We start from the raw sequence: 14,744 nt of genomic DNA on the forward strand, positions 1-14,744 counted from the left end.
GTCCAGTTTACCGGGCGCGGCCTAACCTTGTCGAAACAGTGCGCCGTCAGCCCTGCAGCCGGGCCCGGATCGCTGCCATGCCCTGGAGCACTTCCGCAAAACTGGTGCTCAACGGCGACAACCCCACCCGGATGCCATGGGGAGATCGGAAGTCAGGGATGACGTCCCCTTCCCAGAGCGCTTCCACGGTGGCCTTGGTGAAGTTGGGATGGTCCACCGTGATATGCCCGCCCCGCTCCCCCGGGTTCCGCGGCGACGCCAGTTCGGCTCCCAGCGGGGCCAGCCAGGCATCGAAGACCTCCACGGCGAATGCGGTCAGGGCCAGGGACTTCTCCCGGATGGCAGCCATGGTGGCTTCCTCGATGAGGTCCAGGGTTCCCCGCATGGCGATCATGCCGAAAATGGCGGGGGTGCCGCTGAGGAAGCCCCGGATGCCGGCGGCAGGTTCATAGCCGGCGGCCATCTCGAAGGCGTCCTTCCGCCCCATCCAGCCCCAGATGGGCTGGTTCAACGAGGGCAGGTGCCGGGCATTGACGTAGGCGAAAGCAGGCGAGCCCGGGCCCCCGTTGAGGTACTTGTAGGTGCAGCCGGCTGCGAAGTCCACGTCGGCACCGTCCAGGTCGATCTCCACCGACCCCGCGGAATGGCACAGGTCCCACACCACCAGCGCGCCGGCGTCGTGCACTGCCGCGGTGATCCCCGGCAGGTCCGCGAGGTGGCCTGATCGGTAGGCGATCTGGCTGAGGAGGACGACGGCGGTCCTCGGTCCGGTGGCCTGGCGCACCTGGTCAAGGGTCACCCCGGCGGCCGGGTCGGGCTCGATCCAGCGCAGGGTGAGGCCTTCCTCGAGGGCGATGCCCTCCACCAGGTAGCGGTCCGTGGGAAAGTTTTCCGTATCCAGCACCAGCTCGCTGCGGTCTGGATCCTTTACGGCGGCCAGGGCCGCGCGGATCAGCTTGTAGAGGACCACGGTGGTGGAATCGGCAATGATGGTCTGCCCCGGAGCAGCTCCGAGGACGGCGCGGCCGAGCTGGTCCCCGATGGCCTGCGGCATGCTGAGCCACTGTTCGTCCCAGCCACGGATGAGGCGTCCGCCCCACTCGTCCCGGATGAAGGCGGCGACGTCGTCGGCAGTGCGCGTCAGGGGCCGGCCCAGGGAGTTGCCGTCCAGGTAGGACAGCGGTGTGTCCGTTCCAATGAAAAGGTCCCGGTAGTGTGCCAGGGGGTCCCGGCGGTCCAGCTCTTCGGCGCGCCGGCGGAGCGCTTCGGCAGACACATCGAGGTGGTTTTCCTGATGGATGCTCATTGTCCGATCTCCGTCCTGACAGCGAATAATTCCGGGAAGAACGTCAGTTCAAGGGCCTTTTGCAGGAAGGTCACACCGCTGGATCCCCCGGTGCCGGTCTTCATGCCGATGGTCCGCTGCACGGTGCGCAGGTGCCGGAACCGCCAGAGCTGGAAGTTGTCCTCCAGGTCCACCAGTTCCTCGCATGCCTCGTAGGCAGCCCAGTTGTCCGCCGCGTTTTCATAGATGTGCTTGAAAAGCGGGACCAGTTCCGGGGTGAACTCATGGGCCCGGGTCACATCACGGTCCAGGACCGATCCCGGCACATCGAAGCCCTGCCGCGCGAGATAGGCCAGGAACTCGTCGTAGATGCTGGGGGCAGCAAGCAGATCGGCCAGCATGGCGTGGGCTTGCGGATCGGATTCGAAGACGGGCAGCATCTTGCTGTTCTTGTTCCCAAGGACGAATTCCACCGCCCGGTACTGGGCCGACTGGAACCCTGACGAGTTGCCCAGGAAGCCCCGGAACTGCGAATACTCGGTGGGTGTCAGGGTGGCCAGGACAGACCATTGTTCGGTAAGGGTCTTCTGGATGTGCTTGACCCGGGCAATGCCCTTGAGCGCGGAACCGAGGTCATCCCCGCGGAGCCACGCGGCCGCGCTGCGCAGCTCGTGCAGGACCAGCTTCAGCCACAGCTCCGTGGTCTGGTGCTGGATGATGAACAGCAGTTCATCATGGTGCTCGGGCTGGCTGACCGGCTGCTGCGCGCTGAGCAGCGTGGGAAGCTGCAGGTAGGAGGCGTAGCTCATCCGCGAGCTGAAGTCGCGGACAATCCCCTCATCCAGCTTGCGGGTGTTCTTTTCGACGGACACGTGCTGCCTTTCGTTGTTGTCACCCCGTTGTTGCAGCCACGTTTTGCAACCGGCGGATGCTGCAGTCAGTGGTGGCTGAGGAGCTGGTGGGCCTGGGCCACATCCAGCCGCATTTGTTCCACCAGTGCCTCAGGGCCACGGTAGGCCACCATGCCGCGAAGCCGCGCCACGAATTCAACAATCACTGTCTGGCCGTACAGATCGAAGTCCTCCACGGCCTCCTTGGGCCTGTCGATGACGTGCGCCTCCACCTGGCGGCTCACGCCCTCGAACGTGGGATTGGACCCCACCGAGATCGCAGCAGGCCAGCGCGTGCCCGCCTGGTCCACCAGCCAGCCCGCATAGATGCCGTCCGCGGGGATCAGCCCCGTGGCGTTCGAGGAAAGGTTTGCCGTGGGGAAGCCGAGGGCGCGGCCGCGGGCTGCCCCGTGAACCACTTCGCCGCGCATTCTGTGCGGGCGGCCCAGGACCGAGGCGGCGGTGGCAACATCGCCTTCCTGCAAGGCTTCGCGCACCCAGGTGGAGGAGCAGCGCCGGTCCGTGCCGTCGTCGTCATGCAGGGGGTAGCCCTCGGCGCCGAACTCGCTGATGACCTGGACATCGAAGCCGAACTTGTCGCCCAGCGCCTTCATGGTGTCCAGGTCTCCGGAGTTGCCCCGTCCAAAGCGGGCGTCGTGGCCGATCACCACGTGGCTGGCGTGGAGGCAGTCCACCAGGTACTGCTCCACGAATTCCTCAGCCGTGAGGCTGGCCAGATCCAGTGAGTACTTGATCACCAAAATGGCGTCCAGTCCGAGTCCGCCCAGCGCGTCCAGTTTGTCGTCCAGGCCCATGATGAGCTCGGGCGCGGCCTCGGGCCGGTGGATTACCGCCGGGTGGGGGTCGAAGGTCACGGCCACAGCCTTGGCGTGGGAAAGGCGGGCCGAGCGGATCAGCTGGGACAGCACCTGCTGGTGGCCGCGGTGAACACCGTCGAAGTTGCCGAAAGTGACAACAGATGGGCCGAAATCCGCCGGGACATCGGACGGATCGTTCCAGATGTAAACCATCACCCTCGCCTTAAGCTGCCTGCAAGCCACATTCCGGAACCATGCCGGCCGCGGAACTCTTCAAGGTTACCCGGATTCACTGTGCTGCCTTTGACATCACTGCGCGGCTTTGGAACGCGCTTCAGCCGCCACCGAAGGCCGGCGCCGGTAGAGCCACACCAGTCCCAGGATGGGCAGCAGCAGCGGAATGAAGCCATAGCCGCGGCCAAACAGGGACCACACGGTCTCGTGCGGGAACTGCACGGAGTCCAGGATGCTCAGGGTACCCACCACCAGGACGCCCACGAGTTCAACCAGCACCGCGGCAACGGAGACCTTGAACCAGGTGGTTCCGGCCCTGGCCAGCGACACCGTGGCCACCACGTACACCAGCGCGGCGAAGGCGGAGAGCAGATAGGCCAGCGGAGCCTCGGAGAACTTGGTGAGGATCTGGTATCCGGCCCGGGCCGTGGCCGAGATCGCGAAAACGCCGTACACGGCAATCAGCAGGCGGCCTGGCCCGGTATTGCGGGTATTGCGGGTGGGTGCCTCGCCGGGAGCCGCCGGGGCTTGCTTGTCGTTCATTCCTGCTGCTTCTTCCACTTCAGTACCAGATCTGGTTCATTCGGGCGGCCATGACGAGTGCCGTGACGCCGACCGCGGCCAGGACAAAGTTGCTCCACCGGGTGCGCTCCAAAATGGACCAGTAGATTGCCGCCGGCGGCAGGAGCATGGCGGTGGCCATGTAGCCCCAAAACTCCCACGCCTCCCCGGCAATCGGTTCGCCGGCGATCACGCGCACGATGGACCCCACCAGGTACACCACCAGGGCCGCTTCCACGGCTGCGACGGAGAGGATGGTGACGTCGTTCGGCGCCTTCTTGAGGATGCCCGCACCCAGGCACACCAGCGTGGACACCAGGCCGACCACGAGGATGATCCAAAAATATGCGTCCACGTGTCAGGCCTCCGCGGCGGCGGTTGCGGCCGTCCCGGCGCCGGGGGCGAAGACGAGCACCGGCTTGGCGTAACTGCCTGCGTCGGCAAGAAGGGCCACGAGGCTGCCGTCGGGAGCGAAGGCGGCGGCCGGATGCTCCACAGTGGCGGCGCCGGGAGCGCCGGGGGCCGCGCCGGCAGCGATCCGCCGCCCGAAGGATATCTCCGTGGTTTCCTCGGCGCTGAGTTCGCGGTTGGGCATCAGTGCCCGGGCAGCCTGCGACATTTCCAGGACGTTGAGCTCTTCGGCGAGCTGTTCGAGCGTGCGCGCCTGGTCCAGCGAATAGGGGCCCACATGGGTCCTGCGGAGGGCAGTGAGATGCCCTCCAACACCCAGCGCATTGCCAAGGTCCCGGGCCAGGGCACGGATGTATGTGCCCGAGGAGCATTCAACGGTGACGTCGAGGTCAATCACACCCGCCGCCGGATCCCGCCGGACGGCGTGCACCTCGAACCGGTGGATGGTGACAGGGCGTGCGGCCAGCTTCACATCCTCGCCGGACCGGACGCGCGCGTAGGCGCGTTCGCCGTTCACTTTGATGGCGCTGACGCTGCTTGGCACCTGCTCGATGTCGCCTGTGAGTGCCGCGACGCCGTCGTGAATTGCCTGCTCAGTGACACCGGAAGTGCCGGCCGTGGCCGTGACCTCCCCTTCCGCGTCGTCCGTGACGGTGGCCTGGCCCAGCCGGATGGTGGCGGTGTAGGTCTTTGAGGTGCCCACGATGTAGGTCAGCAGGCGCGTGGCCTTGTTGATGCCGACCACCAGGACGCCCGTGGCCATGGGATCCAGGGTTCCGGCGTGCCCTACTTTCCGGGTACCTGCGAGGCGCCGCATCCGGCCAACCACATCATGGCTGGTCCATCCCTGCGGCTTGTCCACTATCACCAGTCCAGAAAGCACGCCTCCCAGTATATCGGCGCTGGTTGGCCCGCCGGCCCACGCCACCACCCCGGTCCCGGACGCACCGCGGCAGCCCGACGGGGACGGCTAGGATGGCTGCCATGCCTGAGCTTGCCGCCCATGTCCGCGACGTGCCCGTCAACCAGATCCGCGAGATCACCGAGGCCGCGTGGCGTACTCCCGGCGCCATTGTGTTGAGTATCGGGGAGCCGGGTTTCCCGCTCCCCCGCCATGTCCTGGACGCAGGCATCGCCTGCCTGGACCGCGATGAAACCAACTACACACCCAACGCCGGGATCCCCGCCCTTCGGGAAGCGTTCGCTGCCAGGTTCCGGGAAGAACAAGGGGTGGACGTCGGTGCTGACCGCGTCTACGTGGTGGTCGGGGCGCAGCAGGGCCTGCATTTCACCATGAGCCTGCTGCTGTCCCCCGGCGACGAAATCCTGATCCCCAACCCGGGCTACCCCACCTTTGCGATGACCAGCCGGTTGCTCGGTGCCGTGCCGGTGGGCTATCCGCTGCGCCCCGAACACAGCTTCCAGCCACAGGTTGCCGACGTGGAGGCCCTCATCACCAGCCGCACCCGGGTGCTGGTGCTCAATTCCCCGTCCAACCCCCTCGGAGCAGTGCTGGGTGAAGAAGTGGTCCGGGAATTGATGGACCTGGCCCGCCGGCATGACATTTGGGTGGTTTCGGACGAGTGCTACGAGGCGTTCACTTACGATGTTCCCCACGTCAGCCCGGCAAGGTTCGACGGCGGCACCCCGGCGGATGCACGCGTGTTCACTTCGCTGACACTGTCCAAGACGTACGGCCTGACGGGTCTGCGAATCGGCGCGCTCATCTGCCCGCCCGGCCTCAAACAGCAGATGGACAACGTGATGGAATCCATCGTGTCGTGCGTGGCGTCAGCGCCGCAGTACGCGGCGCTGGCTGCCCTGACCGGGCCGCAGGACTACGTCCGGCACGCCCACCAGCACTACCGGGAGAACCGGGATGCCGCCTCGGCAGTCCTCACCGCAAAAGGGATCCGCTATCTGCCGGCGCAGGGGGCGTTCTACCTTTGGGCCGATATGTCCCATGTGACCGGCGGGGACGTGCGGGCCTGGGTTCGGCGTTTCCTGGCGGATTCCGGTGTGGCGCTGGCCCCAGGGACCGCCTTCGGCTCCATCGGCGAAGGGTGGGTCCGGATCGCGCTGTGCGGCCGGAAGCAGGATCTGCTGGACGGGCTGTCCCGGCTTCCGGACGGCCGGCCCTGACGTCCTGGGTTGATACCTGGCTTGGCCGGCCGGCGAAGCTGCCTGCTCTGTTAGCTGCGGGCGCCGGCGAGGGCCTTGTCCAGCCAGGAACGGAGGACGCCCGCCGGTGCGGCGCCGGCCTGGCGGGCTGCGACCTTTCCGTCGACCAGAACCATGAGGGTTGGAATGGCCTGGACGTCGAACCGCCGCGACAGGCCCGGAGACGCGTCCACATCCACCTTCACCAGCTTGATCTTCCCGGGCCGCTCCCGGGCCAGCTGGTCCAGGACGGGGCTTACCATGCGGCAGGGCCCGCACCAGGCGGCCCAGAAATCCACCAGCACCGGAACCGGCGACTGCTCCGCCACGGCGGCGAAGTCGCTGTCGCCCGCGGACACGATCCAGGGCAGGTCCGCCTTGCAGTTGCCGCAGCGGGGATGTCCGGAGGCCTGGGCCGGCACCCGGTTGGTCTTACCGCAGGCGGGGCAGCGGAGTAGGGCGGATTCCATGGCTAGTATTCCTTCCTGCTGTCAAAGGCGCGCCACGCCTGGAAGGGGACGTCCGACGTCGGGATGTCACTCCTGGTGACGGGCATCAGCTCCGGGTCCGCGCCGCTGAAGTAGTCGTAGAAGAGGGCGTCGTCGAAGCCTGCCGCAGCGGCGCCGTGGCGGTCCGCGGCGAAGTAGACGTGGCCGATCCTGGCCCACAAGGCAGACGCCAGGCACATGGGGCACGGCTCGCAGCTCGCGTAAAGGACAGAGCCGGTGAGGTCGAAGTCCGCCGCAGCCGCGGCCGCTACCCGGATGGCCACCACTTCCGCGTGGGCAGTGGGATCGTTGTCCCGGGTCACCCTGTTGACCCCGGCATGCACGCGCCCGTCAGGTGTTACCACAACAGCTCCGAAGGGGCCGCCGCCTTCACCAACATTTTGTGTGGCCAACTCCACGGCCTGTTCAAGGTACTGGGCAAATGCAGGGTGCCGTAAGCCCCGGTTGCCGTGTTCTGCGGAGGTCATAGCACGATCCTAGCCATGTGCACCCCATAGGGGGACGGAAAGGGGGCCAGGAAGGGGGCAGGCCCCCAACGCCTACCCGCTGGTAGGAGCCTACGCTGACGCCCGGGGGATATATTTCGCCTCTACGGAGGCGCCACATCCAGCCCGCAAGGGCCTCGCACCCCGGAGTACCCCATGAAAAGAAAACTCACCTTTATCGCCTGCATGGCAGCCGCCATGATGGTCCAGGCATCACCGGCGTTTGCCTCCACTCACGACCCGGACTTTGAAGTCCTGGGTACAGGACTCCTCACCCCACTCCACCTTGCCGTTGGCAAGGGCGAATCAGTCCGTGTCAGCCAGGACTTCGCCGGCGTCCTTACCCGTGTGGAGCACGACGGATCGACAGAAGACGTCTACACCGCCAAGAAGGGTTGGGAAGTCGCCGGCGTGGAAATCCGCGATAGCACCACGTACTTCCTGGAAAGCATCGGAGCCGGGCAGGGTGATCCGGCCAAGCTCCAGGGCTACTTGAAGTCCATTGACTCCAGAGGCGATGTGGACACTATTGCCAACTTCGCGGAATACGAACGGAAGCACAATCCCGACGGGGACCAGCACTACGGCTTCGGGCCAGACGTCAGCGACAAGTGCCTGGCAGACTGGCCGGCCTTCCCACCCGCCCGATACACGGGCACGGTGGATTCCCACCCGTACGCCTTGGCAGTCAAGGACAGCACCGCCTACGTGGCTGACGCCGGCATGAACGCGATCCTCAAGGTAAATCTCAAATCGGGCGCCATTTCCACACTGACGGTCCTGCCGCCAAGGCCGGCCAAGGTCCCCGCTGGCCTGCAGATTCCACTTGACATGGAAGGCCACACGATGACGGTTCCTGACTGCGTTGTTGGCGAGAAGTACGCGTTCGAACCGGTTCCCACCGATGTTGAAATCGGTCCGGACGGCTGGTTGTACGTCACGTCACTGCCTGGTGGCCCGGAGGGACCGGAACTGGGTGCTCGCGGTGCCATATTCAAGGTGAATCCGTGGAACGGTGACACGACTGTTTGGGCGGACCATATCCTGAGTCCTACCGGTCTGGCCGTGGCCGACAACGGGGACATTTACGTGGCATCGCTGTTCGGCGGGGAAATCCTGAAGTTCAACTGCGACGCGGATCGCTCGCGTTTCCTGGAGGTGAACCTGCCCGCGGATGTTGAGTTCAAGGACGGGGATGTCTTCGCCACCGTGGATGCGCTGCCGGCGCAACCCGATCCGTCGATGCCTAACGCTCCCGCTCCCATGCCTGCCGGCAGGGTTATCGAAGTTGATCTTCGATAGGCGGTAGCCAAACACGCAGCAGGACCCGGAGGTGCCTCCGGGTCCTGCTGCTGTGTTTGCGGAAGTCCGCTGCCTACTTGTTGGCGTCCTCGTCGAGGTCTTCGTCGTCGCTGAGGTCCAGGTCCTCTTCGTCGAAGTCGTCCTCGTCGATGTCAACGTCGGCGACCGCGTCGGACTTGTACGGATCCGCGTCGCCGGCGTGCCGGGCGTTGGCGGCAAGGGCGGCAACCTCGGCATCCCGCTTCTTGGCCTCCCGGAGCAGTTCCTCCAGGTTGGAGGCGTTGACCGGAATCTGGTCGGCCACGAACTCGAGGGTGGGGGTCAGCCGGACGGTGATGTTCCGGCCCACCTCCTGCCGGAGCACACCCTTGGCCTTCTCAAGGCCCTTGGCAGCGTCGGCCTGGACAGCCTGGTCCCCGAAGACGGTGTAGTAAACAGTGGCATGCTGCAGATCATTGGTCACGCGGGCATCGGTAACGGTAATGCCCTCAAGCCGGGGATCCTTGACCTTCCGGCCCAGGGCCTCAGCAACAACAACCTTAATCCGCTGCGCCAATTTGGCAGCACGTGCCGGATCAGCCATGAACAACTCCTAAAAGAAGAAAAATTTGGGACGTACGACGGCGGCGCAAACGTCAGCCAACGCGCCCAGGGTCTGGATGCCACGCACCCAAGCGAGCCGATGACGCACCCGTTGGATTTTTTCCGGCGGCCCGGGAGTGGCATCTAAGGAAATAGCCGAGGGTCCCGACGCGAGCTTGCGAGTGTTGGGAAGGCCATTTCCGCTGCCGAAGCTGGGCGGCGCGGGATCGAAGATCCCAAGCCGCCCAGCGAAGGGGCGGGGCCGCCGGAAAAATCCAACGGCCCCGGCCACGGACTAACAAGAGTTAGACGCGCGGCTTCTCGCGCATCTCGAAGGTCTCGATGATGTCGCCTTCGGTGATGTCGTTGTACGACCCAAGGCCGATACCACATTCGAAGTCCGTGCGGACCTCGGTGGCATCGTCCTTGAAGCGCTTGAGCGACTCAACGGTGAGGTTGTCACCGATGATCTTGCCGTCGCGGCTGACGCGTGCCTTGGCGTTGCGTCGGATGATGCCCGAGCGGACGATCGAGCCGGCGATGTTTCCGAACTTGGAGGAGCGGAAGACTTCGCGGACCTCGGCGGTGCCGAGCTGGACTTCTTCGTATTCCGGCTTGAGCATGCCCTTGAGCGCTGCCTCGATGTCATCGATTGCTGCGTAGATGACGGAGTAGAAGCGCATGTCCACGCCTTCGCGGTCTGCCAGTTCGGCAACCCGCTCGGCGGGCTTGACGTTGAAGCCGATGATGACGGCGGAGTCGACCGTTGCCAGGTTGACGTCGTTCTGGGTGATGGCACCCACACCGCGGTGGATGACGCGCAGCTGCACGCCTTCGCCGACGTCGATCTTGAGCAGCGCGTCTTCGAGGGCTTCCACGGCACCGGACACGTCACCCTTGAGGATGAGGTTGAGGGTGTCGATCTTGCCTTCGGCGACGGCCTGGTCGAAGTCTTCCAGGCTGATGCGCTTGCGGCGCTTGGCCAGGGCGGCGTTGCGGTCGGCTGCTTCACGCTTCTCGGCGATCTGGCGGGCAGTGCGCTCGTCAGCAGTCACGAAGAAGGTGTCGCCGGCGCGCGGCACGTTGGACAGACCCAGCACCTGGACGGGGCGGGACGGACCGGCCTCGGTCAGGGCGCTGCCGTCGTCGTCGAACATCGCACGGACGCGGCCGTGGGCCGTGCCTGCCACGATGGTGTCGCCGACGCGCAAGGTACCGGACTGGACCAGGACGGTTGCAACAGCACCGCGGCCCTTATCCAGGTTGGCTTCGATCGCGATGCCGCGGGCGTCCTTGTTCGGGTTGGCGCGCATGTCCAGGGCAGCGTCCGCGGTGAGCAGGACGGCCTCGAGCAGCTCGTCGATGTTGAGGTTCTGGCGGGCAGAGACCTCCACGAACATGGTGTCGCCACCGTATTCCTCGGGAACCAGGCCGTACTCGGTCAGCTGGCCGCGGACCTTCTCCGGGTTGGCGCCTTCCTTGTCGATCTTGTTCACTGCCACGACGATCGGCACGTTGGCCGCCTGGGCGTGGTTGAGGGCTTCAACGGTCTGCGGCATCACGCCGTCGTCCGCTGCGACCACCAGGATGGCGATGTCGGTGACCTTCGCACCACGGGCACGCATGGCGGTGAACGCCTCGTGGCCCGGGGTATCGATGAACGTGATCTTGCGGTCGTTGCCGTCGTGGTTGTGCGTGACCTGGTAGGCACCGATGTGCTGGGTGATGCCACCGTGCTCGCCTGCCATGACGTCGGACTTGCGGATGGCATCGAGCAGCCGGGTCTTACCGTGGTCGACGTGGCCCATGACGGTGACAACCGGGGGACGTGCTTCCAGTTCCTCGTCGCCTTCGGCTTCGAGTTCGGCATCAAAGTCGATGTCGAAGCTGGAGAGCAGCTCGCGCTCCTCGTCCTCAGGGGAAACGACCTGGAGCTTGTAGCCCAGTTCCTCGCCGAGCAGGGCGAAGGTGTCCTCGTCCAGCGACTGGGTGGCGGTGGCCATTTCACCAAGGTGGAACAGCACCGTCACCAGTGCGGCGGGGTTTGCCTCGATCTTGTCGGCAAAGTCCGTGATGGACGAGCCACGGCGGAGCCGGATGACGGTGTTGCCGTCGCCGCGGGGTACGCTCACGCCACCCAGCGACGGGGCACTCATCTGCTCAAGTTCCTGGCGCTTTGCACGCTTCGACTTGCGCTGCTTGCCACGGCCTGCGCCGCCCTTGCCGAAGGCACCCTGGGTGCCGCCGCGGCCGCGGCCGCCCTTGCCGAAGCCACCGCCGGCGGGAGCACCGCCGCCGGCACCGGGACCACCGGTACCGGGAGCGCCACCAGGGCGTCCAGGACCGCGGCCGCCGCCGCCCGGACGGCCGGCACCTGCGGGTGCGGGACGCTCAGTGCGGTTGGGCATCATGCCGGGAGTAGGACGGGGACCGCCGGGACGGGGAGCGCCCGGACGGGGTCCGCCTGCGCCTGCTGCAGGACGGGGGCCACCGGCACCCGCTGCGGGACGCGGCCCACCCGGACGAGGTCCGCCTGCACCTGCTGCGGGACGGGGACCACCGGGGCGGTCGCCGTCGGTACGGCTGCCACCGGGGCGGGGCATACCCTGCGAAGTGGCGAAGGGGTTGTTGCCCGGACGGGGGGCGCGTTCACCGTCTCCGCCGCGGCCGCGGGGCATGCCCTGCGAGGTGGCGAAGGGGTTGTTGCCCGGACGGGGACCGCCGGGACGCGGGCCGGACCCGCCCGGCGTGGATCCACCCGGACGGGTGGAGGGAGCCTGGGTTTCGGCCTTGGGTGCCGGGCGTGCACCGGGCTTGGCGCCGGTGGACGGAGCACCCGCGGACGGAGCCGCGGGGGCGGCAGGCGTGGCGGCCGGCGAAGCCGGTGCTTCTGCCTGTGCAGGTGCGGTGGGGGCAGCGGGAGCCGGTGCCTGTGCCTTGGGGGCCGGAGCCTTGGGCGCAGCGGGGCCGGGAGCCGGTGCTGAAGGGCGTGATTCTGCCACGGGGGCAGGTGCCTTGGGTGCAGCGGCGGGCGCTGCGGCCGGGGCCGCTGACTTGGCAGCGGCGTCGGGGAAGGCGTTGCGCAGTTTCCGCACAACGGGGGCCTCAATGGTTGACGAGGCGGAGCGAACGAATTCGCCCAGTTCCTGCAGTTTTGTCACTGCATCTTTGGAAGTTATACCGAGCTCTTTGGCGAGCTCATGTACGCGGACCTTGGCCACATTTCTCCTGTCTCGGTCCGCACCGAGCCAGGCACGAACCGTCTACTTCTTACTGCGGACCCCAGCCGCTGTTGATGCGAAGGGGCCCATTGCAGAGCGCAACAAAGTTGTCATCGTTACGCACTCATCGCTGGGAACTCATCGGGTTTCCATCAGATTTCTGACCCGCTTTCAGGTTGGACGGTTGGTGTTGCAGCCACCGGGGCGGCGTCAACGTTCGGACCTGACATGATCCAGTGTTCGACGGCGGCTGTTCCGGTTGCGCCCGGAAGGGCACGTCCGAATGCTCGCCGCTTGATCGCCAGAGCCAGGCACGATTGGCTGGGGTGCAGCCATGCACCCCGGCCAGACATCCGGCGTCGTTCATCCACCAGGACAGCGGTTGACCCGCTGCCTTCGGCGACGAGCCGGAGCAACTGCGACCGCGGGCCTTTCTTCCGGCACCCGATGCAGGTACGTTCAGGTTGACTTCCGGTGGAAAGCACTTCTGCCACGGTCATCGTCCTGACGTTCATTCTGCTGGCCGAAGGTTTACCGGTTCCGCAGTTACGGAAACGAGCACGCCCAAGGCACACGGCTACCGGCCGTTAGGCGCGGTCCTATCTATTCTAGCCCCTTCGGGCCGTTCTGCCAGAAACCGGGTGGCTGCCGCGTCGCGCCAGCCACCGGTGCCTGGACGTTACTTGTCGCGGGAAACCGCGGCGTCGGAGACGATGTCGATGCGCCAGCCGGTCAGCTTCGCCGCCAGCCGGGCGTTCTGGCCTTCCTTGCCGATGGCCAGCGACAGCTGGTAGTCGGGAACGACAACCCGGGCGGAGCGCGTGGCTTCGTCCGTGATGGTGACGGAATTCACGCGCGACGGCGAGAGTGCGCTGGCGATGAAGGTGGCCGGGTTCTCGCTGAAGTCAACGATGTCGATCTTTTCATCGTTCAACTCGGTCATGACCGCGCGGACGCGTGAGCCCATCTCGCCGATGCAGGCACCCTTGGCGTTGATCCCCGGGGTGTTCGCCTTGACGGCGATCTTGGTGCGGTGGCCGGCTTCGCGGGCCAGGGCAACGATTTCCACGGAGTGGTCGGCGATCTCGGGTACTTCGAGTTCGAAGAGCTTGCGGACCAGGCCCGGGTGGGACCGGGACAGCGTGACGGACGGACCCTTGGTCCCGCGGTGCACGTCGATGACCAACGCGCGAAGGCGGTTGCCGTGGATGTACTTCTCACCGGGAACCTGCTCGGGCGGCGGCAGCAGGGCTTCGATGGAGCCGAGGTTTACCTGGATCATGTGCGGGTTGTTGCCCTGCTGGATGGTACCGGACACCAGTTCGCCTTCGCGGCCCTTGAATTCGCCCAGGACGTTATCGTCCTCGACATCGCGGAGGCGCTGCAGGATGATCTGGCGAGCAGTGCTGGCGGCGATCCGGCCGAACCCTTCCGGGGTGTGCTCGAATTCACCGATGGGGGCGCCGTCGTCGTCAATCTCCACGGCCCAAATAGTGACGTGGCCGCTCTTGCGGTCCAGCTCGGCGCGCGCTTTCTCGAAGGCGCCGGGTGACTTGTGGTAGGCCACCAGGAGCGCCTGCTCGATGGTGGGGATCAGGAGGTCCAGCGGGATTTCACGCTCACGCTCCAAAAGTCTCAGTGCGCTCATGTCAATATCCATCAGGCCTCCTCAGAAGGTCCATTGTGTTCAGGTTCCAGACCGTCCTCGGGGAGGTGGCTGAATTCGATCTCGACTTTTCCGTTGCGGATCCTGTCGAAAGGAAGTTTTACGGGTTCGCCCTGCCGGGGCTTCATGCCCTTTTTGACGGCGACCTCGGGGACCAGGGTGACTCCCCCATCGTCCACGGACTGGATGCGGCCGGTGATGTTGTCGCCCTGGATCACGTTCACCTTGACCATCCGGCCGCGGGCCCGGTGCCAGTGGCGGGGTTCCGTCAGGGGGCGCCCCACGCCGGGCGAGGACACTTCGAGGTCGTACGGACGGCCGTCGTCGTTGGGATCGTTGTCCAGTACATCCGAGAGCACTTTGGAGATGTCCGCAATGACGTCAAGGCTGACGCCACCGCTTTCCTCCTGCGGCAGGTCCACCACGACGTGGACCACCCGGTGCGAGCCGGGGATGATGGCCACATCCTCCAGGTACAGGCGGTTGGCCTGGACTGCGGGTTCCAGGAGGGCCCGGAGCCGGGCAGCTTCGGGGTTGTGGGCCGGCGCGGATCCGCTTCCCGTACCGGTGTGGTCTGGTGAAGCCGTGGCTTCTGCATTGCTCACGATGCCGGCCGCCTC

Annotated in this window: 15 protein-coding genes; 2 read left to right on the forward strand and 13 right to left on the reverse strand. The window is 66.0% G+C overall.

Features of this window, described 5'->3' with window-relative positions; all coding sequences use genetic code 11:
- Positions 1-46: 46 nt before the first annotated feature.
- The 6 genes from AC3ANU_RS15360 to truB all read right to left on the reverse strand — a co-directional run bounded on the left by AC3ANU_RS15360 (position 47) and on the right by truB (position 5,082).
- On the reverse strand, positions 47-1,306 hold the full coding sequence (locus AC3ANU_RS15360) for a kynureninase (RefSeq protein WP_488314817.1): 1,260 nt from the start codon (positions 1,304-1,306) through the stop codon (positions 47-49).
- The gene (gene kynA / locus AC3ANU_RS15365) at positions 1,303-2,157 is read right to left on the reverse strand and encodes a tryptophan 2,3-dioxygenase (RefSeq protein WP_488314818.1); all 855 of its coding nucleotides are present in this window, start codon (positions 2,155-2,157) and stop codon (positions 1,303-1,305) included. The genes AC3ANU_RS15360 and kynA overlap by 4 nt, the downstream gene beginning before the upstream one ends.
- A 65-nt stretch (positions 2,158-2,222) precedes the next feature.
- A complete protein-coding gene (locus AC3ANU_RS15370) occupies positions 2,223-3,206 on the reverse strand; it encodes a bifunctional riboflavin kinase/FAD synthetase (RefSeq protein ID WP_018771969.1) in 984 nt (327 codons plus the stop codon).
- A 96-nt stretch (positions 3,207-3,302) separates the two neighbouring features.
- Positions 3,303-3,770, reverse strand: coding sequence for a hypothetical protein (locus AC3ANU_RS15375; RefSeq protein WP_056389955.1), 468 nt, complete (start codon positions 3,768-3,770; stop codon positions 3,303-3,305).
- Between the two features lie 19 nt (positions 3,771-3,789).
- Positions 3,790-4,143, reverse strand: a complete 354-nt coding sequence (locus AC3ANU_RS15380) for a hypothetical protein (protein WP_018771967.1) — start codon at positions 4,141-4,143, stop codon at positions 3,790-3,792.
- A 3-nt stretch (positions 4,144-4,146) separates the two neighbouring features.
- On the reverse strand, positions 4,147-5,082 hold the full coding sequence (gene truB / locus AC3ANU_RS15385) for a tRNA pseudouridine(55) synthase TruB (protein WP_026266187.1): 936 nt from the start codon (positions 5,080-5,082) through the stop codon (positions 4,147-4,149).
- A gap of 101 nt (positions 5,083-5,183) precedes the next feature.
- Here truB and AC3ANU_RS15390 point away from each other — a divergent pair, with 101 nt between their 5' ends.
- Positions 5,184-6,341: a pyridoxal phosphate-dependent aminotransferase gene (locus AC3ANU_RS15390; RefSeq protein WP_488314819.1), complete on the forward strand. Its 1,158-nt coding sequence runs from the start codon at positions 5,184-5,186 to the stop codon at positions 6,339-6,341.
- A gap of 50 nt (positions 6,342-6,391) precedes the next feature.
- Here AC3ANU_RS15390 and trxA read toward each other — a convergent pair whose 3' ends face one another.
- Complete coding sequence (trxA, locus tag AC3ANU_RS15395; protein ID WP_018771964.1) at positions 6,392-6,829, reverse strand: thioredoxin; 438 nt, start codon at positions 6,827-6,829, stop codon at positions 6,392-6,394.
- 2 nt (positions 6,830-6,831) lie between these two features.
- A complete protein-coding gene (locus tag AC3ANU_RS15400; RefSeq protein ID WP_488314820.1) occupies positions 6,832-7,335 on the reverse strand; it encodes a nucleoside deaminase in 504 nt (167 codons plus the stop codon).
- A gap of 174 nt (positions 7,336-7,509) precedes the next feature.
- Here AC3ANU_RS15400 and AC3ANU_RS15405 point away from each other — a divergent pair, with 174 nt between their 5' ends.
- A complete protein-coding gene (locus tag AC3ANU_RS15405; RefSeq protein ID WP_488314821.1) occupies positions 7,510-8,655 on the forward strand; it encodes a ScyD/ScyE family protein in 1,146 nt (381 codons plus the stop codon).
- A gap of 73 nt (positions 8,656-8,728) precedes the next feature.
- On the opposite strand, the gene rbfA is transcribed toward AC3ANU_RS15405, so the two are convergent.
- The 5 genes from rbfA to AC3ANU_RS15430 all read right to left on the reverse strand — a co-directional run bounded on the left by rbfA (position 8,729) and on the right by AC3ANU_RS15430 (position 14,729).
- On the reverse strand, positions 8,729-9,238 hold the full coding sequence (gene rbfA / locus AC3ANU_RS15410) for a 30S ribosome-binding factor RbfA (protein ID WP_018771961.1): 510 nt from the start codon (positions 9,236-9,238) through the stop codon (positions 8,729-8,731).
- A gap of 304 nt (positions 9,239-9,542) precedes the next feature.
- A complete protein-coding gene (gene infB, locus AC3ANU_RS15415) occupies positions 9,543-12,458 on the reverse strand; it encodes a translation initiation factor IF-2 (protein ID WP_488314822.1) in 2,916 nt (971 codons plus the stop codon).
- Between the two features lie 152 nt (positions 12,459-12,610).
- Positions 12,611-12,973: a YlxR family protein gene (locus AC3ANU_RS15420; protein ID WP_166673076.1), complete on the reverse strand. Its 363-nt coding sequence runs from the start codon at positions 12,971-12,973 to the stop codon at positions 12,611-12,613.
- A 164-nt stretch (positions 12,974-13,137) separates the two neighbouring features.
- Complete coding sequence (gene nusA / locus AC3ANU_RS15425; RefSeq protein WP_018771959.1) at positions 13,138-14,118, reverse strand: transcription termination factor NusA; 981 nt, start codon at positions 14,116-14,118, stop codon at positions 13,138-13,140.
- Positions 14,118-14,729 (reverse strand): ribosome maturation factor RimP, encoded by a 612-nt coding sequence (locus AC3ANU_RS15430; protein WP_056389881.1) that lies wholly within the window; start codon positions 14,727-14,729, stop codon positions 14,118-14,120. Before AC3ANU_RS15430 ends, nusA begins: the two co-directional genes overlap by 1 nt.
- Positions 14,730-14,744 lie beyond the last annotated feature (15 nt).

Source organism: Arthrobacter sp. SDR-2R (genome assembly GCF_057747955.1).